Below are 22,865 nucleotides of genomic sequence, written 5' to 3' on the forward strand. Positions count from 1 at the left end.
GGTTGGTAGCACAGGGCTCCCGCCCTGGCGAGGGGCCGTTCAGAAACCCTTCATGGGTGTGGCGTTTGCGTGCCGGGGCGGGTGATTCGCACCGATTCCGCGACGGCCGAGACCAGTATACCGATCCTAGTACATCGCCATTCCGCCGTTGACGTGCAGCGTGTGGCCGGTGACGTAGCCGCCCTCCACGGAGGCGAGGTAGAGGCAGGCGGCGGCCACCTCGGCGCCCTCGCCGAGGCGCCCGGCGGGCACGCGCGCCAGGATGGTCTCGCGCTGCTTCTCATTGAGGGCGTCGGTCATCGGCGAGCTGATGAAGCCCGGCGCGACGCAGTTGACCGTGATCCCCCGCGAGGCGACCTCGGCCGCCAGCGCCTTGGTCAGGCCCACGAGGCCGGCCTTGGCGGCGGCGTAGTTGCCCTGGCCGGGATTGCCGGTGCTGCCGACCACCGAGCCGATGTTGACGATCCGCCCGAAGCGGCGGCGCATCATGCCCTTCACGGCGGCCCGCGACAGGCGGAAGGCGGCGGTGAGGTTGACGGAGAGCACCTGCTCCCACTCCTCGTCCTTCATCCGCATGAAGAGGTTGTCGCGGGTGATGCCGGCGTTGTTCACCAGGATGTCCAGCGGGCCGATCGCGGCCTCGGCGGCCGGCACGAGGCCCTCGACCGAATCCCTGTCGGCGAGGTCGGCCGCCACCGGCTGGGCCCGCTCGCCGAGCTCGGCCGCCAGCGCCTCCAGGGCCTGCGGGCGCGTGCCCGAGAGCGCCACGGTGGCGCCCTGCGCGTGCAGCGTCCGGGCGATCGCTTGGCCGAGACCGCCGGTTGCACCGGTGACGAGGGCCTTGCGGCCGGTGAGTTCGAACATGCGGGGCTCCTGGGGGATCAGAGCGCGAAGGCGGCGACGTCCGCGGGCGTGCCGATCGCGGTGGCCGAGGCCTGGGGCGCGATGCGCTTGACGAGGCCGGTGAGCACCTTGCCGGCGCCGAGTTCGTGGAACCGGTCGACGCCCGATTCCGCCATGGCGGCGACGCACGCGCGCCAGCGCACGGTGCCGGTGACCTGCTCGACCAGCGCCCGGCGGATCGCCTCCGGGTCGGAGACCGGGGCGGCGGTGACGTTGGCGTAGAGGGTGACGCGCGGCGCCCTGAGGGTCACGGCCGCGAGCGCCCGCGCCATGGCCTCGGCGGCGGGCGCCATCAGGCGGCAGTGAAATGGGGCGGAGACGTTGAGCATCACGGCGCGCTTGATCCCGCGGCCGGTGGCGACCCCGATGGCGCGCTCCACGGCCGCCCGGTCGCCCGAGAGCACCACCTGGCCGCCGCCGTTGTCGTTGGCCACGTCGCACACCGCCTCCGAAGACGTCGCCGAAGCCGCCTCCTCGGCCACCGACCGGGCCGTGTCCAAATCGGTGCCGATCAGCGCCGCCATGGCCCCGGCGCCCGGGGCCACCGCCGCCTGCATGGCCTCGCCGCGCAGGCGCAGCAGCCGGGCGGCATCCGCGACCGTGAGGCTGCCGGCGGCCGCCAGCGCCGCGTACTCGCCGAGCGAGTGGCCGGCCACGCAGGTCACGTCGCGTTCGAGATCCAGGCCGCGCTCGGCCTCCAGCACGCGCAACACCGCGAGGCTCGCCGCCATCAGGGCCGGCTGGGCATTGGCCGTGAGGGTCAACGCCTCGACCGGCCCCTCGAACATCAGCCGCGACAGGTTCTGGCCGAGGGCGGCGTCGACCTCGTCGAGCACGGCCCGGGCCTGCGGGAAGGCCTCCGCGAGGTCGCGCGCCATGCCGACCGCCTGGCTGCCCTGGCCGGGAAAGATGAGTGCGCGCATGGTGGGTCCTGACCGCCGGCACCGGTCGCCGCGCGAACGCCGCCCGTGTCGGCCGAGATACTGGAATGGCGCGCGCACTCGCACCCGCGGCCGCGGGTGTCAACTCTGCGCCGCACACAGCGCCGCAGGATGCGCCGCACGCACAGCGTTTCTTCCGCGGTCCCTCCGCGGCCCGGAACGGCAGGGACGCGCCCGGCGCAACCCGCTGTGCTTGTTGCAGAACGGCATCCGGTGTAAGACGGCGTCATACCCGACAGCATTCGTCGCTCAAGCCCAAGGAGCCGCCCCGCATGGCGCGCGTCACCGTCGAAGACTGCATCGAGAAGGTCGAGAACCGCTTCGAGCTCGTCCTGCTCGCGAGCCACCGGGCGCGGCTGCTCGCAGCCGGCGCCCCCCTCACCATCGACCGCGACCGCGACAAGAACCCGGTCGTGGCCCTGCGCGAGATCGGCGACGAGACCATCACGGCCGACGATCTCAAGGAGCAGCTGATCCACTCGATGCAGAAATACGTCGAGGTGGACGAGCCGGAGGCCGAGACCGTGCCGCTGCTGTCGAGCTCGCCGGCCGCCGCCGCGGTGGCCCCGCAATCCTCCAGCGACGACGCCGCGGTCCAGTTCGACCGCATGAGCGAGGAGGATCTCCTGCGCGGTCTCGAGAACCTCGCCCCGCCGGTCGAGACCGACGACGAGGGCGAGTGAGCCTGGACCCGTGGGTCTCGACACGCACGACCTGAGTGATCCCGGACCCGGCGGCGACGCCGGGTTCTCTCGTTCCGAGCCCGCAGCGGTCACGCTCCCCGCGGAGGCTGGCGCGGCGGGTGCGGAACAATCGCGCGTGATCCGGACCCCGCGCACGACCCAGGAACCGACCCCGTCCCGGCGGATGATGCGCCAGTACGAGCTGGTCGAGCGGGTCAAGCGCTACAACCCGGCCGCCGACGAGGCGCTGCTCAACCGCGCCTACGTGTACGCCATGCAGGCGCACGGCACGCAGAAGCGCGCCTCGGGCGATCCGTTCTTCGCCCACCCCCTCGAAGTCGCCGCGATCCTCACCGACCTCCACCTCGACGACGCCACCATCGTGGCCGCGGTCCTGCACGACACCGTGGAGGACACCGAGGCGACCCTGGAGGAGATCCGCCGGCTGTTCGGGCCGGAGATCGGCGCGCTGGTCGACGGCCTGACCAAGCTCAAGCGCCTCGACCTCGTCTCCAAGCAGGCCGCGCAGGGCGAGAACTTCCGCAAGCTGCTGCTCGCGGTGGCGGCGGATGTCCGCGTGCTGCTCGTGAAGCTCGCCGACCGCCTGCACAACATGCGCACCCTCCAGCACATGCGGGAGGACAAGCGTCACCGCATCGCCCAGGAGACGCTGGACATCTACGCGCCGCTGGCCGGCCGCATGGGCATGCAGGAGCTGCGCGAGGAGCTGGAGGATCTGGCCTTCCGCAACCTGGAGCCGGACGTCTACGCGACCATCACCCAGCGGCTGGAGCGGCTCACCGCCAAGTCCGAGAGCGTGGTCGAGACCATCGCCCAGGTACTCACCGACAAGCTCGGCGCGCAGGGGATCACCGCCGAGGTGAGCGGCCGGCAGAAGCGCCCGTTCTCGATCTGGTCGAAGATGGAGCGCAAATCCGTCGCCTTCGAACAGCTCTCCGACATCTTCGGCTTCCGCGTGGTCGTCGACACCGTGCAGAATTGCTACGCGGCGCTGGGCATCGTCCACACCAGCTGGCCGATGGTGCCGGGCCGGTACAAGGACTACGTCTCGACCCCGAAGCAGAACGATTACCGCTCGATCCACACCACGGTGATCGGCCCGAAGAGCCAGCGCGTCGAGTTGCAGATCCGCACCCGCGCCATGGACGATATCGCCGAGTACGGCATCGCCGCCCACGCGCAGTACAAGGAACTCGGCATCGAGCCGCCCAGGGAGCCGGCGCGCGGCGAGGGCAGCGTGCATCCGCGGCTGGCCGCCGAGAGCGGCGCCTACCAGTGGCTGCGCCGGACCATCGAGCTGCTCGCCGAGGGCGACAGCCCGGAGGAGTTCCTGGAGCACACCAAGCTGGAGCTGTTCCAGGACCAGGTGTTCTGCTTCACCCCGAAGGGCCGGCTGATCGCCCTGCCGCGGGGCGCGACGCCGATCGACTTCGCCTACGCGGTCCACACCGACGTCGGCAACACCGCGGTGGGCGCCAAGATCAACGGCCGGATGGCGCCACTGCTGCACGAGCTCGCCAACGGCGACGAGGTCGAGATCAGCCGCTCGGACGGGGCCTCGCCCCCGGCCGCCTGGGAATCCCTGGTGGTGACCGGCAAGGCCCGGGCGGCGATCCGGCGGGCGACCCGGACGGCCGTGCGCCGGCAATATGCCGGCCTCGGCCGTCAGATCCTGGACCGGGCCTTCGAGCGCGCGGCCAAGACCTTCTCGGAGGACAAGCTGCGGGGCGCCCTGCCGCGGCTGGCGCGCGCCAGCACCGAGGACGTGTTCGCCGCCGTCGGCCGCGGGGAGATGTTTTCCGGGGACGTGGTCCGGGCGGTCTATCCCGACCATCGCGACGAGCGCCGCCCCTCCGCCGCGCAGGGCTCGGCCGGCGGAGCCGGCCGCCTCGTGCGCTCCGCCGACCAGACGATGCGCCTGACCTTCCCGGGCGGCGAGGGCGGGCCGGACGAGGCCCGGAGCGACGCGATCCCGATCCGGGGCCTGGCGGGCGACCTCCCGGTCAACTTCGCGCCGAACGGCGGCGCGGTCCCCGGGGACCGGATCGTCGGCATCCTGACCCCCGGGGTCGGCGTCACCGTCTATCCGATCCAGTCGGCGGCGTTGGCGGCCTTCGACAACGAGCCGGAGCGCTGGCTCGACGTCCGCTGGGACACGGAGGCGCTCAGCGGCGAGCGCTTCCCCGCGCGCCTCGCGCTCAAGTCCATCAACGAGCCGGGCGTCTTCGCTCAGATCGCCCAGGTGATCGCCGACCATGACGGCAATATCGACAACATCTCGATGAAGCGGCGCACGCAGGACTTCACCGACATCACCATCGACCTGTCGGTCTGGGACCTGCAGCACCTCAACGCCATCATCGCGGAGCTGCGCGGCAAGCGGCCGGTGAACAGCGTGGAGCGGGTGAACGGCTGACGTGGTCCGGCCGATGAGGCGGATCTCAGATTGCCATCATCACCGATAGATCTTCCGAGTAGCGGCGAAAGACCTGTCCGAGTGGCCCGATGCGGCCATCCAGCCAACGAATCCCATTTTCAACGTCGCAGATCTTACGCTCTGCTTGACAAGTCCGCGTTTCAAACCAATGGTCCGCGGGCCTGGGCACCGGTCGCGCGCGCGACCAAGCTTTTCGCCCCGGATTACAGATCATATCGACGATCCATCGTGGCGCCCGGTCCGGCCCTCCGTCCCGCAAGGCGGCCGGGCCGTTTCATCAAATGATTTCCCGTCACCCGTATTTTCAGGATTTCGAAACTCCATGACTGCGACGCACCGCAGCGCCGTCTTTATCGACGGCGCGAACCTTTACGCCACGACCAAGGCCCTCGGCTTCGACATCGATTACAAGAAGCTCCTGAAGGAATTCCAGTCCCGGGAGAATCTTCTACGTGCCTTCTACTATACCGCGATGATCGAGGATCAGGAGTACTCCTCCATCCGGCCGCTGATCGATTGGCTCGACTACAACGGCTACCGCGTCGTGACGAAGCCCGTCAAGGAATTCACGGATTCGATGGGCCGGCGGAAGTACAAGGGCAACATGGATATCGAGTTGGCGATCGACGCCCTCGAGCTGAGCGCCCATATCGACCACATGATCCTGTTCTCGGGCGACGGCGATTTCCGCTCGCTGGTCGAGGCCATGCAGCGGCGCGGCGTCAAGGTCACGGTCATCTCGACCATCCAGACCCAGCCCGCGATGATCTCCGACGAGTTGCGGCGTCAGGCGGACGAGTTCGTCGACCTCGCGAGCCTCGTGGGCCGGATCGGGCGCGATGCGGGCGACCGCCCGGCCCGGGCGTCCGGCGAGTCGCCGAGCCGCTACCGCGGCGAGGGCCGGCCTAACCCGAGCCTCGAGAACCGCTATGGCATCCGCCAGCCGGAGCCCGAGGAGGAGTAGGCCCTCAGGCCCCGGCGCCCTCGAGCCAGGCGAGAACCTGGCGCGCGCTCTCATCGGGCGGGAAGACCGGGTAGAACAGCTGGCTGACGACCCCGTCGTCGATCACCAGGGTGAGGCGGCGGAGCAGAACCTGTCCGCCGGCCTCGAAGACCGGCAGGCGGGCCGCCATCGCGAAGGCCCGGTGCGGGTCGGCGAGCAGCGGGAACGGCAGGCGCAGCCGCTCGACCGCCTCCCGCTGGTAGGCGCTCGTCTGGGTGGAGAATCCGAAGACCTGGGCGACGCCCCGCGCGGTCAGCGCGGCGTGGTGATCCCGGAAATCGCAGGCCTGCGGCGTGCACCCCCGGGCGCCGGGAATCGCGTCCCAGTCGGGCGTCAGGCTCGGCTGCCCCGGCTCGCCGGTGCGCGGATAGGCGTAGGCCACGGTGCAGCCGGCGAGGCGCGCCAGCGAGACCGTGCGCCCGTCGGTGGCAAGGAGCGCCACGTCGGGCAGCCGCATCCCGCGCAGGTGCGCGGCCGCGCCGTCATCGACCGGGACGGGGAGGTCGTCGGGCAGGGCGTCGTGGGTGGATGGCATGAGCGTCTCCCGCAAGGTCACGAGGCCGCGGCCACGCCGCACGGCACCATCTTGGGACATCGCGCGGGCGGCGCCAAGGAGCCGCACTCCGCCCCGTCAGAGAGGTCGCCGGGGCGCCCGCCGTCCCCTGACCGTCCCGCGACCGTCCCCGCTGGGGGGGCGGCGGCGTCCGGCGGCGCCACCCTCGCCGATGCACCGCAGCCCGGGGCAGCGCGCCGCGACGGCCTCAGCCCCGATCCCGCATCAGCCGCGCCCGGTCGCGCTGCCAGTCACGCTCCTTGGCCGCCTCGCGCTTGTCGTGGGCCTGCTTGCCCTTGCCGAGGCCGAGTTCGACCTTCGCGCGCCCCTTGTCGTTGAAGTAGATCTTCAGCGGCACCACCGTGTAGCCCTGGCGCTGGGTGGCGCCGATCAGCTTGTTGATCTGGCGGCGGTGCAGCAGCAGGCGGCGCGGGCGCTTGGTGTCGTGGTTGAAGCGGTTCGCCTCCAGGTATTCCGGGATGTAGGCGTTGAACAGCATCAGGTCGTTGCCGGAGGGGCCGGCATAGGCCTCGCCGATCGTCGCCTTGCCGCCGCGCAGGGATTTCACCTCGGTGCCGGTCAGCGCGATGCCGGCCTCGAGCGTGTCCTCGATCGTGTAGTGATAGCGCGCGGCGCGGTTGTCGGCGACGATGCGCCGACTGGGCTCCGGTTTCGGGGCCATGATGCGAGACTTCCCTCAGTCGACCAGCAGGCCGGCGTGGCGCAGGGCGTCGTCCACGATGCGCTTCGTGGGCTCGGTCACCGGCACCAGCGGCAGGCGCAGTTCCGCGGTCATGTGCCCGAGCCGGGACAGCGCGTACTTCACCGGGGCCGGGTTGGCCTCCGCGAACAGACCGGCCTGGAGCGGGAACAGCCGGTCCTGGAGGGTGAGGGCCCGCGCGTAGTCGCCCGACAGCGTCGCCTCCTGCAGGTCGGCGCAGAGGCGCGGGGCGACGTTGGCCACCACCGAGATGCAGCCGTGGCCGCCCTGCGCGTTGTAGCCGAGGGCCGTCGCATCTTCGCCCGAAAGCTGGAGGAAATTCGCCCCCATGGCCTGTCGCTGCTGGCTGACGCGGTCGATCTTGGCGGTCGCGTCCTTCACGCCGGCGATGTTCTTCAATTCGAAGAGCCGGGCCATCGTCTCGACACTCATGTCGACGACGGAACGCGGCGGGATGTTGTAGATGATGATCGGGATGCCGACCGCGTCGTTGACGGCCTTGAAGTGGGCGTAGAGGCCCGCCTGCGTCGGCTTGTTGTAGTACGGCGTCACCACCAGGACGGCGTCGGCGCCCGCGCGTTCGGCGTGCTGCGCCCGCTCAACGGCTTCGGCGGTGGAGTTGGAGCCGGCACCGGCCACGACCGGCACGCGCCCGCCGGCCTCGTCGATGCAGGCCTCGACCACCCGGTCGTGCTCGGAATGGGTCAGGGTCGGGCTCTCGCCGGTGGTACCGGTGGGCACGAGGCCGTGGCTGCCCTGCTCGATCTGCCAGCGCACGAACTTCCGGAAGGCGGCCTCGTCGAAGGCCCCGTCGCGAAACGGCGTCACAAGCGCGGTGAGCGAGCCCCGCAGGCGGCTCCCGGTCATCTCGGTCATCTCAGGCGTCCCAAAGGGTCCCAACTGGGATCTCGGCGTTCTCGGCGCCGCCCGTGGCGCGCACCTTACGGGCGCGGACGGGCAGACATAGGCGGTCGCGCCACGCCGCGCAAACAGATCGTGGGGACGGTTAACGCGATCTTTATGGTCGCGATCCCATCCTCGCCTCTTCCCGCTCCGATGATCAGCAGGGGGAAATCGTGATCCGATCCGCGGGCCCGAATCCGACCTCGAAGCGCGCCTCTCTCGCCGCCGTAGCGCTCGTCGCCACCGTCGGCGTCGCGCTGGCCGGCCAAACCGGCCAAGTCGGCCACGCCGGCACGGATGCGCCCGCGGCGACGCCGCCCGCCACCCAGCCCGCGCCGCCGGCGAGCGATGCCGCCCTGTCGACCGCCCAGGTCCGCGGGGCGCAGGCCGCGAAGGCCGCCGACCCGGTCGCCGCCGACGCCCTGAAGCTCGACCCGGTCCACGCCTCCGGCGGCGACGACAAGGGCGAGGAGCCCGCGCGGGCGCTGCCGGCCGCCGCCGCGGCCTACGCCTCCGCCGATCCCGACGCCCCGGTGGCCTTCCCGCTGCCCGACGCCGCCGTCACCCCGGCAGCGCCGGTGCCCGAGGTGCCGGACCCGGCCCGGCCGAAGATCTCCGGCGACACCGACCCGACGCTGCTGCGCGGCGCCATCGACCTCTACCGCAAGGGCCGGGTCGCCGACGGCGACCGGATGCGCGACACCTTCACCGATCCGGCCGCCAAGGCGCTGCTCGAATGGGTGGCGATCCGCGCCGGCGCCGGCATCGGCTTCGCCCGCACGATCGCCTTCGCGCGGGCCAATCCGGACTGGCCGGCCGGCCCGCTGCTGCGCCGCCGGGCCGAGGAAGCGCTGCTCTCCGAGCGGAAATCCCCCGCGACGGTGCGGGCCTTCTTCGCCACCGCGAAGCCGTCGAGCGCGCCGGGCAAGTTCGCCCTGGCGCTCGCCCTGCGCGCCGACGGCTACGAATCGGACGCCGCCGACATGGTCCGCGACCTGTGGCGCGCCGAGAGCTTCGGGCGCAGCCTGGAGGGCAAGGTGCTCGACGCCTTCCCGGACGCGCTGACCCGGGTCGACCACCGCTACCGGATGGAGCGGGCGCTCCTGAAGGACGATTGGGAGAGCGCCGGCCGGGCGGCCGGCTACGCGGGCGGCGCCTATGCCAGCCTCGTGCGCGCCCGCCGGGCCGTGGAGGACAAGTCCCCGGGCGCGACCGCGGCGCTCGCCGCCGTGCCGCCGTCCCTGCGCAACGACGCCTCCTACATCTTCTCTCGGGCGCAGTTCTACCGCCGGGCCGACAAGCCCGCGGAGGCCGCCGCGATCCTCGCCGCCGCGCCGAGCAACCCGGACGTGCTGGTCGACGGCGACGAGTGGTGGGTCGAGCGCCGGATCGTGGCGCGCCGGCTCCTCGACCTCGGCGACGCGAAGACCGCCTACAAGGTCGCGGGCGGCCAGGCCGCGCGCACGCCGGAGAAGCGGATCGAGGCCGAGTTCCATGCGGGCTGGATCGCCCTCCGCTTCGCCGGCGATCCGGCGGCGGCCGCGCAGCACTTCGCGCAGGTGGCGGCGGTCGCCGAGAGCCCGATCTCGGTGGCGCGGGCCGCCTACTGGCAGGGCCGGGCGGCCGAGGCGCTGGGCCAATCCGAGGACGCCAAGCGCTACTACGGGCGGGCCGCCCTCCAGCCGATCGCCTATTACGGCCAGGTGGCGCGGGCGCGGCTCGGCCAGACCAGCCTGCCCCTGCGGGCGCCGGCCGACCTCGAGGGCGCGGAGCGCCAGGCCTTCGACGGACGGCTCTACATCCGGGCCCTGCGCCTGCTCGGCGAGGCCGGGATCAAGGAGCTGGCCCTGCCGCTCTACATCGACGCGGCCCGGGACCTGTCCGACCCGCGCGAGCTGCAGGCGCTCGGCGACCTCGCCACCGACATGAAGGATCCCCGCGCCCTGGTGGCGATCGGCAAGCTCGCGGTGCAGCGCGGCCTGCCGCTCGACGCCCACGCCTACCCGACGATCGGGATCCCAACCTACGAGACCTTCACGGCGGTCCCGCAGGTGGAGCGGGCCATGGTCTACGCCATCGCCCGGCAGGAGAGCCAGTTCGATCCCCGGGCCCAGTCCGGCGTCGGCGCGCGGGGGCTGATGCAGATGATGCCGGCCACCGCCCAGCGCACCGCCCGCCGGGTCGCCGCCTCGTTCGACGTCGACCGCCTGACCAGCGATCCCGCCTACTGCGCCAAACTCGGCCAAGCCCATCTCGGCGAGCTGATGGAGGATTGGCGGGGCTCCTACGTGCTGGCCTTCGCGTCGTACAATGCCGGCGGCGGCAACGTGAAGAAGTGGATCGACGCCTACGGCGACCCGCGCAAGGGCGAGGTCGACGTGATCGACTGGGTGGAGCGCATCCCGTTCACGGAGACGCGCAACTACGTGCAGCGGGTCATGGAGAACCTCCAGGTCTACCGCTCGCGGCTCGACAGCCGCAGCGCGCTGCTGATCGACGGCGATCTCCATCGGGGCGCGCGGTAGGGACTCGCCGCGCCGCGGTCCCGCCGGGGAGGCCCGGCGCGGAAATTGCTCGCGGGGAGGTAACCGGCCCGGGTCCGCTGCGAAGCTTCGGGTTGTGCACGCGGTGTCAGGCTCACTAGAAGGTGGGCCGACCGACGTCGCCGGTCCGAAGGACCGGCGCAGCCGAGAGGATTTCCATGCTGTTGACTCGATTTGGGTGCGCCGTGACGGTCGGCGTCGCCCTGGCGCTCGCGTCCGGTGCCGCTTCCCTGGCCCAGGATGCCTCCACGGCCGAGCAGACGATCGACGTGATGAACACGCTGTTCGGCAAGCACCCGGGGGCGCGCGCCAACCACGCCAAGGGCCTGGTCGCGGAGGGCAGCTTCACCCCGTCGGCCGAGGCGGCCGGCCTCAGCAAGGCCTCGCTGTTCAAGGGACCGCCGGTGCCCGTGACGGTGCGGTTCTCGGACGCCACCGGCATCCCGACCATCCCGGACGGCTCGGCCAACGCCAACCCGCACGGGATGTCGCTGAAGTTCAAGCTCAGCGACGGCACGGAGATGGACGTCGTCACCAACGCGCTGAAGTACTTCCCCGTCGCCACCGGCGAGGAGTTCCGCGACCTGCTGAAGGCGGTCGCCGAGAGCGGGCCGAACGCGGCCCACCCGACCGCGCTGGAGCGCTTCGCGGCCGCCCACCCGGCCGCCGCCACGGCGGGAATGACCGCCAAGACCCCGTCGAGCCTCGCCCGCCAGACCTATAACGGCGTCAACGCCTTCATCTTCGTGGACGCGTCCGGCAAGCGTCAGCCGTTCCGCTTCCGCATCGAGCCGGTTCAGGGCGAGGAGATCCTGCCGCCCGAGGATGCGGCCAAGCGCGACCCGAACTTCCTGATGGGGGAGATCGGCCCGCGCATCGCCAAGGAGCCGGCGAAGTTCCGCGTGCTGGCCCAGCTCGCCGCGACCGGCGACCCGACCAACGACGCCACCAAGCCCTGGCCGGACGACCGCAAGACGGTCGATCTCGGCACGCTCACGGTGTCCAAGGCGGTGCCGGACAGCGCCGAGGCCGAGAAGGCGCTGCTGTTCATGCCCAACAACCTGACCGACGGGATCGAGGTCTCGGACGATCCCCTGATCGACGCCCGCGTCCAGGCCTACGCGGTCTCGTTCGGCCGCCGCTCGCAGTAGAGCGCCGGACCGGTCAGCGCGTCGTTCCCGCCGCCGGCGCGGAGGGCGGTTTCGCACCGTCGGTCCGCGCCGTGCCGTCGCCGGTGCGGGCCCCGTCCTTGACGGCGCCGGTGCCGGTCAGGCCGCCCGCGCCCACGCTCGTGGTGAGGCCGCTGCCCTCCTTGCGGATCTCGGTCGACGGCGCGGCACCCTGTCCCTCCGCCGCGCGCGCTGCACCGGCCGCACCGGCGAGGATGGCCACGGCGAACAGGATCGTGCGATGGGGTGCGCTCACGGGACCTCCACGGATTCAGGCTGCGGCCCGGATCGGGGGCCCGCCGGACCAACCGGGCGCATCCGGGAGCGTTCCCCGTGGATCCCAACGCGCGGCGCCCGGGTGCAGGGGTCGAACTGCGCGGGGGCTCGACCGGAGAGCTTGACCGGGCCTCGACCGGAGCTGCGCCGGGTGCACGGCGCGCCCTAGCGCCCGGCCTCTCCGTCTCCGTCGCCCTCGCGCCGGAGCAGGAACACCCCCTGGGCGCCGAACAGGTTCCAGACCCACCAGGGCATCGAGAACCGCATCGGGCGGCCGCGGGCATTGAGCGCCGTGGCGTGCTCGATCCGGGCGCCGATCAGGCGGCACAGCCCGACGAAGTCGCGGATGGTGCAGTGGTGGATGTTGGGCGTCTCCCACCACGCATCCGGCATGATCTCGGTGATCGGCATCCGCCCCCGGAAGGCGAGTTCCGAGCGCACCCGCCAGTGCCCGAAATTCGGGAACGAGATGATCACCTGCCGGCCGATGCGCAGGAGGTGCTCCAGCACCACCCGAGGGTTGCGGGTCGCCTGGATGGTCTGGGACAGGACCACCACGTCGAAGGCGCCGTCGGGATAATTGGCGAGGTCGGTGTCGGCGTCGCCCTGGATCACCGACAGGCCCCGGGCCAGGCAGGCGTTCACGCCCTCGCGGGACAGCTCGATCCCGCGCCCGTCGATGCCGCGGCGGTCGCGCAGCAGCGCCAGCAGCGAGCCGTCGCCGCAGCCGATGTCGAGGACCCGGGCGCCCGCGGGCACGAGGCCGAGGACGACGATGTGGTCGACCCGGGCGCCGTTGCCTTCGGCCGTATGGGGCAGGGCGTCCGCGCTCTCCCAAGGGGCGCCGTGCCGGATCTTGCCCGGGGACAGCTTGCCGAAGGTCATCCTGCCGGACCCGCCGCTCGCCAGACGCGTCACAGGCCGCGCGCCCGGGCGGCGGCGTCGATGAAGCCGCGGGCGGCGGAGAACATCGCCGGCTCGTCGAGCAGGAAGGCGTCGTGGCCCTTGTCGCTCTCGACCTCCACGAAGGCCACCGGCGCCGCGGCGGCGTTGAGCGCGTGCACGATCGCCCGCGAGTCGCGGGTGGGGAACAGCCAGTCCGACGTGAACGAGATCACGCAGAAGCGGGTCTTGGTGCCCCGGAAGGCGTTGGCCAGCACGCCGCCATGGTCCTCGGCGAGGTCGAAATAGTCCATCGCCCGGGTCAGGTAGAGGTAGGCGTTGGCGTCGAACCGCTCGACGAAGCTCAGGCCCTGGTGGCGCAGGTAGCTCTCGATCTGGAAGTCGGCGTTGAACGAGAAGGTCGGCGCCGAGCCGCCCTGGAAGCGCCGGCCGAACTTCCGGTGCAGGGCCGGCTCGGACAGGTAGGTGATGTGCGCGCCCATCCGGGCGACGCCCAGGCCCTTCGCGGGCCGCGTGCCGGCCTCGAGGTAGCGTCCGTCGGCCCAGGCCGGGTCGGCCATGATCGCCTGCCGCCCGACCTCGTGGAAGGCGATGTTCTGCGCCGAGTGGCGGGCGCCGGTGGCGATCGGCATCGCGGCGAAGACCCGCTCGGGATAGAGGGCCGCCCATTGCAGAACCTGCATCCCGCCCATCGAGCCGCCGATGCACAGGAACAGGTCCTGGATACCGAGGTGCTCCAGCAGCATCGCCTGGGCGCGGACCATGTCGCGGATCGTCACCAGGGGGAAGTTCAGCCCGTAGGGCCGCCCGGTCGCGGGGTCGATCGAGGCCGGCCCGGTGGAGCCCATGCAGGACCCGATGACGTTCGAGCAGACGACGAAGTAGCGGTCCGTGTCGATCGGCTTGCCGGGGCCGACCAGGGTCTCCCACCAGCCGCCCTTGCCGGTGACCGGATGGGTGTGGGCGAAGTACTGGTCGCCGGTGAGCGCGTGGCAGATCAGCACCGCGTTCGAGCGGGCGGCGTTGAGGGTGCCGGCGGTCTGGTAGGCGATCTGGAAGGGAGCGAGCTCGAGGCCGGCATCGGTGCGCAGCGGCGTGTCGATGCCGAAGCAGGCGACCGGGCTCCTGGGGTCGAGCGCCTGCGAGCGCTCGGACGCGCGCCGGGCCGGCTCGTCGATCGGGTCGGGCCGCAGGGCCGTGTCCGGTTGGGTGTCCATGGCGGGTCTTGACGACCGTGTCTCCGAGCCGGTCCGAACGGGGAGTGCACGGCATCGCCTGACGCGCCGCACTCGCCCGACGCGGCCAGCGAAGTCGGGAGGTAATGCGCGGGGCGCCGAGCGTCAACGCGCGAGGCCGGCGGGTCCGCCCGGAGCGGGGCGCCGGTGCCGGTCCTATACGACCGGTGCCGGACTTACGCGATCGGGGCCGCCATCAGGGCGAGCCCCAGAGCGGGGAGGCCGAGGGCCAGGGCGGCGCGGGCATCCAGGCGGTCGGCCCGGACGCCGCCGCGCCAGTGCCGGCTCGCCGCGCTCTCGATGAACATGCCGGCCAGCACGAGCGCGCACCCGACGAGGGCCTGTATCGAAACCATGAACACCTCGCCAGCCGGCCGCGCGGTACGCGATCACGGCTGGGCAAGTCCGACCGGGGCCGGACGGTTCCTCAGCGCAGCGCCGCCGCGCAGGCGACGAAGACCAGGGCCGCACCGGCCGCCGTGATGCAGCCGTTCATCCACGGGGCGGCCTCCGCGCGCCGCAGACGGCAATCCGCGGCGACCGAGGTGAGGATCCCGATCAGGAACAGGCTGCAGAGGATCAGGTCACCGGGCATCGTCGATCCGCCAAGGAGCATTCGGGGCGCGGCACGCCCGATGCGCACCCTTCTCCGGGTTCAACAGGCCGAAACGTGGCGAGTGCCCCGCGGCATTTGCGCGTCGCCGTTTTGCCGCGGATCGATCCTGCCGGTCAGAGCTTGGCCGGGGCTGGCGGGGTGCCGGAGGCCGCCGGGCCGAAATCCTCCGGCCCCATGTCGAGGAGGTCGTTCGGCGTCGGCGTCCGGTCGTAGGCCTGGCTGGCGGCCGCCTCGATCACCGCCTGGTTGCGGGCGAAGAGGTCGAGGGGCGCGAGATCGTCCCCGCCGCCGAACTGCCGGCGCAGCACCGGAATCGGGACGTCGATCCCGATCACCCGCTCGCCGTTGGTCATGGCGAAGCGGATGAGGGTCTCGTCGGCGGGCAAGATATGGGCGCCGCCATCCATGTAGCGTTTGAGGGGCATGGCCTGTCCTTCGCGGTCTGAGGCGTGACCGGGACTATCTAGGGCGGCGCGGTCGCGCGGGGATGGAGCCGGAGCGCAGACCGTCGCTCCGGGCCCCGCCCGGGAAGCGGCCCCGCCGGGACGAGCCTCCGGTTCAGCCCGGACCGGTCCGCCGCGCGACAGGACGGCCCGGGTTCACCGGCCGAGGAAATGCTGTAGACGGACGCGGAACCCACCACACCCTGCGCATTCCGAGTCGCCCGCCCATGTCCGCCCCCCGACCCGCCCGTCCGGAACCGCGTCCCGGCGTCCTGGTGATCGACACCTACGTGCCCGGCAAGAGCGGGCGGCCCGGCGGCGGCAAGGTCTACAAGCTCTCGTCCAACGAGACGCCCCTCGGCCCGAGCCCGGCGGCGCTGGCGGCCCTGCACGAGGCCACCGCCAAGCTCGAGACCTATCCGGACGGGCGCGCCACGGCGCTGCGCACCGCCATCGCCAAGCGCTACGGTCTCGATCCCGAGCGGATCGTCTGCGGCGCGGGCTCGGACGAGCTGCTGTCGCTGCTGGCCTACGCGTATGGCGGGCCGGGCACCGAGGGGATCTACTCGGAGCACGGATTCCTGGTCTACCGGATCGCCATCCTGGCCTCGGGCGCGGAGCCCGTGGTGGCGCCCGAGCGCGACCTGACCGTCGACGTCGACGCGATCCTGGCCCGGGTCACCGAGCGCACGCGGATCGTCTACGTCACCAACCCCAACAACCCCACCGGCACCTACCTGCCCTTCGACGAGATCCGCCGGCTGCATGCCGGCCTGCCGCCGCAGGTGCTGCTGGTGATCGACGGCGCCTACGCGGAATACGTCCGGGCCAACGACTACTCGGCCGGCCTCGAACTCGCGCTGGAATCCGAGAACGTCGTGATGACCCGGACCTTCTCGAAGATCCACGGGCTCGCCGCGGTGCGGATCGGCTGGATGGTGGCGCCGCCCCACGTCGCGGACGCGGTCAACCGCATCCGCGGCCCGTTCAACGTCTCGGGACCGGCCATCGCCGCAGGCTCGGCCGCCATCGCCGACGAGGCGCACATGGCGGCGGCGGCCGCCCACAACGCCGAGTGGCTGCCGAAGCTCACCGAAGGCGCCCGCGCCCTCGGGCTGACCGTGACGCCGAGCGTCGCCAACTTCCTGCTGATCCACTTCCCCGACGCCCCCGGCCGCTCGGCGGCCGACGCCGACGCGTTCCTGACCGAGCACGGCCTCATCACCCGCCGCGTCACCGCCTACGGCCTGCCCGACGCCCTGCGGGTGACGGTGGCGGGCGCCGAGGCGAACGAGGCCTTCCTGGCGGCGCTCGGCGCCTTCGTGCGGGGCTCCCATGCCTGAGGGAACCCTGCCCGAGGCCCGGGAGCCCGCTGTCGGCCGGCTGGCCATCGTGGGTCTCGGCCTGATCGGATCCTCGATCGCCCGGGCGGCGCGGCGCTACGGCCTCGCCCGCACGATCGTGGCGGTGGACCGCGACCCGGCCGTATGCGCCCGGGTGCGCGAACTCGGCATCGCCGACGCGGTCACCGACGATGCGGCCGAGGGCGCGGCCGACACCGACCTCGTGATTCTCTGCGTACCGGTGGGCGCCATCGGGGCGGCGGCCGCCGAGATGGCCCCGCACCTCAAGCCCGGCGCCATCGTGTCGGATGTCGGCTCCGTGAAAGGTGCCGTGGTGGCTGCGATCCGGCCGCACCTGCCCGCGGGCGTCGCCCTGGTCCCCGGCCACCCGATCGCCGGAACCGAGTTCTCGGGGCCTGATGCCGGCTTCGCGACCCTGTTCAACGGCCGCTGGTGCATCCTCACGCCCCCCGAGGGCACCGCGCCGGCCGCCGTCGCGCGGGTGCGGGCGCTGTGGGAGGGGATGGGCGCCAACGTCGAGACGATGAGCGCGGAGCACCACGACCACGTGCTGGCGATCACCAGCCACCTGCCGCACCTGATCGCCTACAACATCGTCGGCACCGCCGCCGACCTCGAATCGGCGACGCAGTCCGAGGTGATCAAGTTCTCGGCGAGCGGCTTCCGCGACTTCACCCGCATCGCCGCCTCGGACCCGACCATGTGGCGGGACATCTTCCTCAACAACCGCGACGCGGTGCTGGAGATGCTCGGCCGGTTCAACGAGGATCTCTCGGCGCTCGCCAAGGCGGTCCGCTGGGGGGACGGCGACGCGCTCCACGCGATGTTCACCCGCACCCGGGCGATCCGGCGCAGCATCGTGGCGCAGGGCCAGGAGACCGCGGCCCCGGATTTCGGCCGGCCGCGCCCGCCGGAGGCGTGAGCGGACCCCGCGCCCATCCGATCGACCGCCCCCATCCCGCGGCACCGGTACGCAGCGGAGGCCCCGGCGGAGGGGGCCGGGGTCGCGCGGCCGGCGGGACACCGCCGCCGCGGCCCGCCGGGCGGTCACCGCGGGATGAGCGGGCTGGACCGGCTGGGAGCCCGCGTCACGCCGGCGGGCGGTTGACCAGAACCGGCCGCGCCGTCGTCCGCTCCGGGAACAGGCCGCGCAGCGCCTCGAGCTTCGGCGCGTCGTTGGCGGCGATGTACGGGTGCGTCGGGTGCAGCGCCATGAAATCCTGGTGGTAGCCCTCCGCCGGGTAGAAGGCCGCCCCCGGCTCGACCCGCGTGGCGACGGGCCGCATGTAGGCCCGGGCCGCGTCGAGCTGGGCGATGTAGGCCCGCGCCACCCGGGCCTGCTCGGCATCCTGCGGGAACAGGGCCGAGCGGTACTGGGGCCCGCTGTCAGGGCCCTGACGGTCCACCTGGGTCGGGTCCAGCGCCACCGAGAAGAAGATCCGCAGGAGCTCGTCGTAGCGGATCGCGGCCGGGTCGTAGGTGACCGCCACGGCCTCCGCGTGGCCGGTCCCGCCGCCGCTGACGCTCCGGTACTCGGCGTCCTCGCGGGTGCCGCCGGCATAGCCCGAGACCGCGTTCGTCACCCCGCGGACGTGCTGGAACACCCCCTGCACGCCCCAGAAGCAGCCACCCGCGAACACGGCCACGCGCGAGCCCGGTGCCTCGGCCGCGGGGGCGGCGGCCTCCGGCAGGCGGCGGGGCGCCTCCTCGGCGAAGGCCGGCAGCCGGGGCAGCAGGAGCGCCCCCGCCAGGCCGAGCCCGAGGGCGGCGCCGAGGAGCGGGCGGAGCGTGTCACGAAGAGCCATGCTGATCTCCTGCCGGATGCGGTCTCAGATGCGGCGGCATGCGCTGACAGCCCGTTCGTCCTGAGGCCCGTTCCGGTTACGCGGGCGGCAGGCCGCATTGCGGCGGCGGCAACATGGGTCTAGGCACCCGGCAACAGATCGACCCCGCGCGCAGGATTCGTCCCGTGACCATCGCCCCCGAGCCCAACTCCTTCCGCACCGGCCCCGACGAGCGCGGCCGCTTCGGCATCTTCGGCGGCCGGTTCGTGGCCGAGACGCTGATGCCGCTGATCCTCGAGTTGGAGGCGGCCTACGAGGCGGCCAAGAAGGACCCCGCCTTCGCCGCCGACATGGCCAGCTACGGCACCCACTATATCGGCCGGCCGAGCCCGCTCTACTACGCCGAGCGCATGACCGAGCACCTGCGCGCCAAGGCGCCGGCCGGGCAGGGGGCCAAGATCTATTTCAAGCGCGAGGAGCTGAACCATACCGGCTCCCACAAGGTGAACAACGTGCTGGGCCAGATCCTGCTGGCCCGCCGCATGGGCAAGCCGCGGATCATCGCCGAGACCGGCGCCGGCCAGCACGGCGTCGCCACCGCGACGCTGTGCGCGCGCTTCGGGCTCAAGTGCGTCGTCTACATGGGCGCGGTCGACGTCGCCCGGCAGGCGCCCAACGTGTTCCGCATGAAGATGCTCGGCGCCGAGGTGATCCCGGTGGAATCCGGCACCAAGACCCTCAAGGACGCGATGAACGAGGCCCTGCGCGACTGGGTCACCAACGTCGCCGACACGTTCTACTGCATCGGCACGGTGGCGGGGCCGCACCCGTACCCCGCGATGGTGCGCGACTTCCAGTCGGTGATCGGCCGCGAGACCCGCGAGCAGATGATCGCCCAGGAGGGCCGGCTCCCGGACTCGCTCGTGGCCTGCATCGGCGGCGGCTCGAACGCCATGGGTCTGTTCCACCCGTTCCTCGACGACCGCGAGATCGAGATCTTCGGCGTCGAGGCGGCGGGCCACGGGGTGCAGTCCGGCCTGCACGCGGCCTCGCTCACCGGCGGCAAGCCGGGGGTGCTCCACGGCAACCGCACCTACCTGCTGATGGACGCGGACGGCCAGATCGCCGACGCCCACTCGATCTCGGCGGGCCTCGACTATCCCGGCATCGGCCCCGAGCACGCGTGGCTGCACGAGATGGGCCGGGTCACCTACCTGTCGGCCACGGATTCCGAGACGCTGGAGGCGTTCAAGCTCTGCTCGATGCTGGAGGGGATCATCCCCGCCCTGGAGCCGGCCCACGCCCTGTCCAAGATCCTGGAACTGGCACCCCAGCGCCCGGCCGAGCACCTGATGGTGCTCAACATGTCCGGCCGCGGCGACAAGGACATCCCGCAGGTCGCGGAGATCTTCGGGACGACGCTCTGAGGGCCAGCCCGGGCCGGAACCGCACCCTGTGACAGGGGCCTGGAACGCGATGGACGGTGACCCGGGCCCCGACGATCAGGGCGCCGCTGGCGCCGCCCGTCTCAGGCCGTTCGCCGATTCCGGCGCGGCCGTCGTCGCGACCGGGGCGAAGCAATCCAGCCGCGCCACCTGACATGCGTGGCCCCGGGGGGTGATCGGCCGATCCCGCCGCACGCGACGGGCGGCCAGACCCTCCCGGAGGCCGAGGCGCTTCACCGCACCGTCACCTGCTCCCGGATCCGCTCGTAGACCGTCCGGCTGAGGACCCGCTTCGTCAGCAGCTGGTCCACCGAGGCGTAGGGGCGTTTGGCGACGATCGCCCGGCCGATGGTGCCGCCGCCCCGCAGGCGGTTCAGATCCGCCACCGACGCGGTGTTGAGGTCGACCACCGCCACGGCCCGGGGGCCGGCGTTATCCTCTGCCCGGTCGACCTCGGCCTCAGCCGCCGCCTCCTGGGCGGGGGATTCCCCGGACCCGGCCGGCGGCGCCGGCTCGGACGGGAAGGCGAGGGCGTCGGACGGCATCTGGTTCGGGGCCGCCGGCGCCGCGATGCTCCGGGGCGGGGCGGGGGGCTCCCGGGTCGGCTCGGCCGCCGCGGGCGGGATGGGAGCCGTCGCAGGGGGCATCGCAGGCGGCGTCGCTGTCGCAGGGGCGGGAGCGGACGGCGCCGGCGGCTGGACGGGTGCCGGCGACTCGGACATCTGGGTGGGCGCGGGGGAGGGCGCGGGCTGGAGCACGGGGCCCGGGCTCGGCAGCAGGAATTGAACCACCGCCGCCAATATGCCGGCGATGATGAGCAAGACCGAAATTCTGAGGATTGCGGGACCGCTGAGCACGCACCACTCGATGAGGATTTAAACTATATGCCGCTCCAATTTATGTTGTCTTCGGCCGCGGTCCAACCGGCCGACCGCGACCGGCGTGAAATCAACCGGGGATGACGGGGCGGAATCCGCGCCTGGGCGAGCGACTCGGATCCCTGCGCTACCTGCCCACCCTGTTCCGCGAGGTCGCCGCGGCGAGTCCGCGGCTGCTCGCCGCGAGCCTGTGCCTCCGCCTCGTGGCGGCCTGCCTGCCGGTGCTGACCCTGTACCTCGCCAAGCTGATCCTCGACGGGATCGTGGCCGAGCACGCCCGGCCGGCGCCGGAGGCGGGGCTCGCGGAATGGCTCGCCGATCCCGCCCGGGCGCGGCTGGCCGGCCTGGTGGCGGCCGAGTTCGGCCTCGCCCTGCTGTCGGACCTCACCGGCCGCCTCACGAACCTCACCGAGACCCTGATCGGCGATCTCTACGCCAGCGCGGCCTCGCTGCGGCTGATGGCGCACGCCGCCGCCCTCGACCTCGCGCAGTTCGAGGACAGCGCCCAGCAGGACCGGCTGGAGCGGGCGCGCCAGCAGGTCAGCGGGCGCACCGGGCTGATCGGGACGGTGCTGGGGCAGTTCCAGGCCCTGGTGACCCTGGCCGCCCTGGCAATCGGCGTCGCGGCCTTCACCCCCTGGCTGGTGGTGCTGATCGGCCTCGCCGTGGTGCCGGCGGTGCTCAACGAGTGGCACTTCACCGGCGCCGGCTACCGCCTCGCGTGGTACCGCTCGCCGGAGCGGCGCCGGCTCGGCTACCTGCGCTACGTCGGCGCCAGCGTCGAGACCGCCAAGGAGGTCAAGCTCTTCGGCCTCTCGGGCTACCTGATCGGCCTCTACGCGGAGGTCGCCGACCGGCTGCTCGCCGAGACGCGCGCCCTCGCCACGGCCCGCGCGCGCTGGGGCTTCGCCTTCGCGAGTCTCGGGACGCTCGCCTACTACGCCGCCTACGCGGTCATCGTCTGGCGCACGGTGGCGGGATCGTTCTCCGTGGGCGACCTCGCCTTCCTGGCCGGGGCGTTCCAGCGCCTGCGCGGCGGCATCGAGGGGCTGCTGCTGGGGGTCACCCAGATCACGGGCCAAGCGCAGTACCTCGACGACTTCTTCTCGTTCTTCGCGGTCCGGCCGCAGATCCGCTCGCCCGCGCAGGCCCTGCCGGTGCCGAGCCCGATCCGGGAGGGGCTGGTCTTCGAGGATGTCGGCTACCGCTATCCCGGCACGGAGACCTGGGCGCTGCGCGGCCTGTCCTTCACGGTCCGGGCCGGGGAGACGGTGGCGCTGGTCGGCGGCAACGGCGCCGGCAAGACCACGATCGTCAAGCTGATGACCCGGCTCTACGATCCGCAGGAGGGCCGCGTGCTCCTCGACGGGGTGCCGCTGCCGGCCTACGACCTCGACGCCCTGCGGGCGCGGATCGGCGCGATCTTCCAGGACTTCGTCCGCTTCAGCCTCACCGCCGGCGAGAACGTGGCGGTCGGCCGCATCGAGGCCGCGGGCGACGCGGACCGCATCGCGGCCGCCGCCGCCCGCGGCCTCGCCGCCCCGGTGATCGAGCGCCTGCCCGAGGGCTACGACCAGCCGCTGGGCAAGATGTTCGCGGGCGGCCTCGATCTCTCCGGGGGCGAGTGGCAGAAGATCGCCCTGTCCCGGGCCTACATCCGCGAGGCCGAGATCCTGATCCTCGACGAGCCCACCGCGGCGCTGGACGCCCGGGCCGAGCACGACGTGTTCGCCCGGTTCCGCGAGCTGTCGGCCGGGCGCACCGCGGTGCTGATCTCGCACCGCTTCTCGACGGTGCGCATGGCCGACCGGATCCTGGTCCTGGAGGGCGGCCGGGTGCTGGAGCAGGGCAGCCACGCCGCCCTGATGGCGCGGGGCGGGCGCTACGCCGAGCTGTTCACGCTGCAGGCGGAGGGCTACCGCTAGGTGCCGCGCGGCGGGGATGCCGCCACGCTGCGGCGCGGGTGGGTTCCCGGGTCTGCGACGACGGCCGAGGATTGCCCGATTCCCTGAGCCTGCTATCTGCGGCGGACTGAACCGAGGTC

Annotated in this window: 22 protein-coding genes; 9 read left to right on the plus strand and 13 right to left on the minus strand. The window is 72.4% G+C overall.

The annotated features are described in order from the left end of the window. Positions 1-126: 126 nt before the first annotated feature. Together fabG and fabD are read right to left on the minus strand one after the other, a co-directional pair. A complete protein-coding gene (fabG, locus tag MFF58_RS06055; RefSeq protein WP_238286028.1) occupies positions 127-864 on the minus strand; it encodes a 3-oxoacyl-[acyl-carrier-protein] reductase in 738 nt (245 codons plus the stop codon). A 17-nt stretch (positions 865-881) separates the two neighbouring features. Then, the gene (gene fabD, locus MFF58_RS06060; RefSeq protein ID WP_238286029.1) at positions 882-1,826 is read right to left on the minus strand and encodes an ACP S-malonyltransferase; all 945 of its coding nucleotides are present in this window, start codon (positions 1,824-1,826) and stop codon (positions 882-884) included. A gap of 290 nt (positions 1,827-2,116) precedes the next feature. Here fabD and rpoZ point away from each other — a divergent pair, with 290 nt between their 5' ends. The 3 genes from rpoZ (at position 2,117) to MFF58_RS06075 (ending at position 5,949) form a co-directional block, all read left to right on the plus strand. Further along, complete coding sequence (gene rpoZ / locus MFF58_RS06065) at positions 2,117-2,527, plus strand: DNA-directed RNA polymerase subunit omega (RefSeq protein ID WP_010685409.1); 411 nt, start codon at positions 2,117-2,119, stop codon at positions 2,525-2,527. 184 nt (positions 2,528-2,711) lie between these two features. After that, entirely contained in the window at positions 2,712-4,964 is a 2,253-nt protein-coding gene (locus MFF58_RS06070) for a RelA/SpoT family protein (protein ID WP_238286287.1), read from the plus strand. Between the two features lie 343 nt (positions 4,965-5,307). Beyond that, positions 5,308-5,949, plus strand: coding sequence for a LabA-like NYN domain-containing protein (locus MFF58_RS06075; protein WP_238286030.1), 642 nt, complete (start codon positions 5,308-5,310; stop codon positions 5,947-5,949). Between the two features lie 4 nt (positions 5,950-5,953). Here the strand turns inward: MFF58_RS06075 and MFF58_RS06080 are convergent, their stop codons facing one another. From MFF58_RS06080 to dapA, 3 genes are all read right to left on the minus strand, one after another. Then, the gene (locus MFF58_RS06080; RefSeq protein ID WP_238286031.1) at positions 5,954-6,523 is read right to left on the minus strand and encodes a peroxiredoxin; all 570 of its coding nucleotides are present in this window, start codon (positions 6,521-6,523) and stop codon (positions 5,954-5,956) included. Positions 6,524-6,749: 226 nt separating this feature from the next. Next, positions 6,750-7,223, minus strand: coding sequence for an SsrA-binding protein SmpB (smpB, locus tag MFF58_RS06085; RefSeq protein ID WP_238286032.1), 474 nt, complete (start codon positions 7,221-7,223; stop codon positions 6,750-6,752). Positions 7,224-7,238: 15 nt separating this feature from the next. Beyond that, positions 7,239-8,138: a 4-hydroxy-tetrahydrodipicolinate synthase gene (dapA, locus tag MFF58_RS06090; RefSeq protein ID WP_238286033.1), complete on the minus strand. Its 900-nt coding sequence runs from the start codon at positions 8,136-8,138 to the stop codon at positions 7,239-7,241. Positions 8,139-8,338: 200 nt separating this feature from the next. Between dapA and MFF58_RS06095 the strand changes: the two genes are divergently transcribed. Both MFF58_RS06095 and MFF58_RS06100 read left to right on the plus strand, forming a co-directional pair. Then, a complete protein-coding gene (locus MFF58_RS06095; RefSeq protein ID WP_238286034.1) occupies positions 8,339-10,690 on the plus strand; it encodes a lytic transglycosylase domain-containing protein in 2,352 nt (783 codons plus the stop codon). Positions 10,691-10,866: 176 nt separating this feature from the next. Beyond that, positions 10,867-11,859, plus strand: coding sequence for a catalase family peroxidase (locus MFF58_RS06100; protein WP_238286035.1), 993 nt, complete (start codon positions 10,867-10,869; stop codon positions 11,857-11,859). A gap of 13 nt (positions 11,860-11,872) precedes the next feature. On the opposite strand, the gene MFF58_RS06105 is transcribed toward MFF58_RS06100, so the two are convergent. The 6 genes from MFF58_RS06105 to MFF58_RS06130 form a co-directional block, all read right to left on the minus strand. Then, on the minus strand, positions 11,873-12,133 hold the full coding sequence (locus MFF58_RS06105; protein ID WP_238286037.1) for a hypothetical protein: 261 nt from the start codon (positions 12,131-12,133) through the stop codon (positions 11,873-11,875). A 185-nt stretch (positions 12,134-12,318) separates the two neighbouring features. Next, complete coding sequence (gene metW / locus MFF58_RS06110) at positions 12,319-13,038, minus strand: methionine biosynthesis protein MetW (protein WP_238286038.1); 720 nt, start codon at positions 13,036-13,038, stop codon at positions 12,319-12,321. A gap of 29 nt (positions 13,039-13,067) precedes the next feature. Further along, the gene (gene metX, locus MFF58_RS06115; RefSeq protein ID WP_238286039.1) at positions 13,068-14,273 is read right to left on the minus strand and encodes a homoserine O-acetyltransferase MetX; all 1,206 of its coding nucleotides are present in this window, start codon (positions 14,271-14,273) and stop codon (positions 13,068-13,070) included. Positions 14,274-14,467: 194 nt separating this feature from the next. Then, positions 14,468-14,647, minus strand: a complete 180-nt coding sequence (locus tag MFF58_RS06120; protein ID WP_238286040.1) for a hypothetical protein — start codon at positions 14,645-14,647, stop codon at positions 14,468-14,470. 71 nt (positions 14,648-14,718) lie between these two features. After that, complete coding sequence (locus tag MFF58_RS06125; RefSeq protein ID WP_238286041.1) at positions 14,719-14,886, minus strand: hypothetical protein; 168 nt, start codon at positions 14,884-14,886, stop codon at positions 14,719-14,721. A gap of 134 nt (positions 14,887-15,020) precedes the next feature. Then, a complete protein-coding gene (locus MFF58_RS06130; protein ID WP_238286042.1) occupies positions 15,021-15,332 on the minus strand; it encodes a hypothetical protein in 312 nt (103 codons plus the stop codon). A gap of 245 nt (positions 15,333-15,577) precedes the next feature. On the opposite strand from MFF58_RS06130, the gene MFF58_RS06135 reads away from it, so the two are divergent. Beyond that, the gene (locus MFF58_RS06135) at positions 15,578-16,693 is read left to right on the plus strand and encodes a pyridoxal phosphate-dependent aminotransferase (protein WP_238286043.1); all 1,116 of its coding nucleotides are present in this window, start codon (positions 15,578-15,580) and stop codon (positions 16,691-16,693) included. After that, positions 16,686-17,636, plus strand: coding sequence for a prephenate/arogenate dehydrogenase family protein (locus MFF58_RS06140; RefSeq protein ID WP_238286044.1), 951 nt, complete (start codon positions 16,686-16,688; stop codon positions 17,634-17,636). The genes MFF58_RS06135 and MFF58_RS06140 overlap by 8 nt, the downstream gene beginning before the upstream one ends. A 166-nt stretch (positions 17,637-17,802) precedes the next feature. Here the strand turns inward: MFF58_RS06140 and msrA are convergent, their stop codons facing one another. Beyond that, positions 17,803-18,519, minus strand: a complete 717-nt coding sequence (gene msrA / locus MFF58_RS06145) for a peptide-methionine (S)-S-oxide reductase MsrA (protein WP_238286046.1) — start codon at positions 18,517-18,519, stop codon at positions 17,803-17,805. 164 nt (positions 18,520-18,683) lie between these two features. Between msrA and trpB the strand changes: the two genes are divergently transcribed. Beyond that, the gene (trpB, locus tag MFF58_RS06150) at positions 18,684-19,925 is read left to right on the plus strand and encodes a tryptophan synthase subunit beta (protein WP_238286047.1); all 1,242 of its coding nucleotides are present in this window, start codon (positions 18,684-18,686) and stop codon (positions 19,923-19,925) included. Positions 19,926-20,176: 251 nt separating this feature from the next. Here the strand turns inward: trpB and MFF58_RS06155 are convergent, their stop codons facing one another. Beyond that, a complete protein-coding gene (locus MFF58_RS06155; protein WP_238286048.1) occupies positions 20,177-20,590 on the minus strand; it encodes a helix-hairpin-helix domain-containing protein in 414 nt (137 codons plus the stop codon). 311 nt (positions 20,591-20,901) lie between these two features. Here MFF58_RS06155 and MFF58_RS06160 point away from each other — a divergent pair, with 311 nt between their 5' ends. Continuing rightward, on the plus strand, positions 20,902-22,746 hold the full coding sequence (locus tag MFF58_RS06160) for an ABC transporter ATP-binding protein (protein ID WP_238286049.1): 1,845 nt from the start codon (positions 20,902-20,904) through the stop codon (positions 22,744-22,746). Positions 22,747-22,865: the final 119 nt, after the last annotated feature.

Source organism: Methylobacterium longum (genome assembly GCF_022179385.1).
Classification (GTDB): Bacteria; Pseudomonadota; Alphaproteobacteria; order Rhizobiales; family Beijerinckiaceae; genus Methylobacterium; species Methylobacterium longum.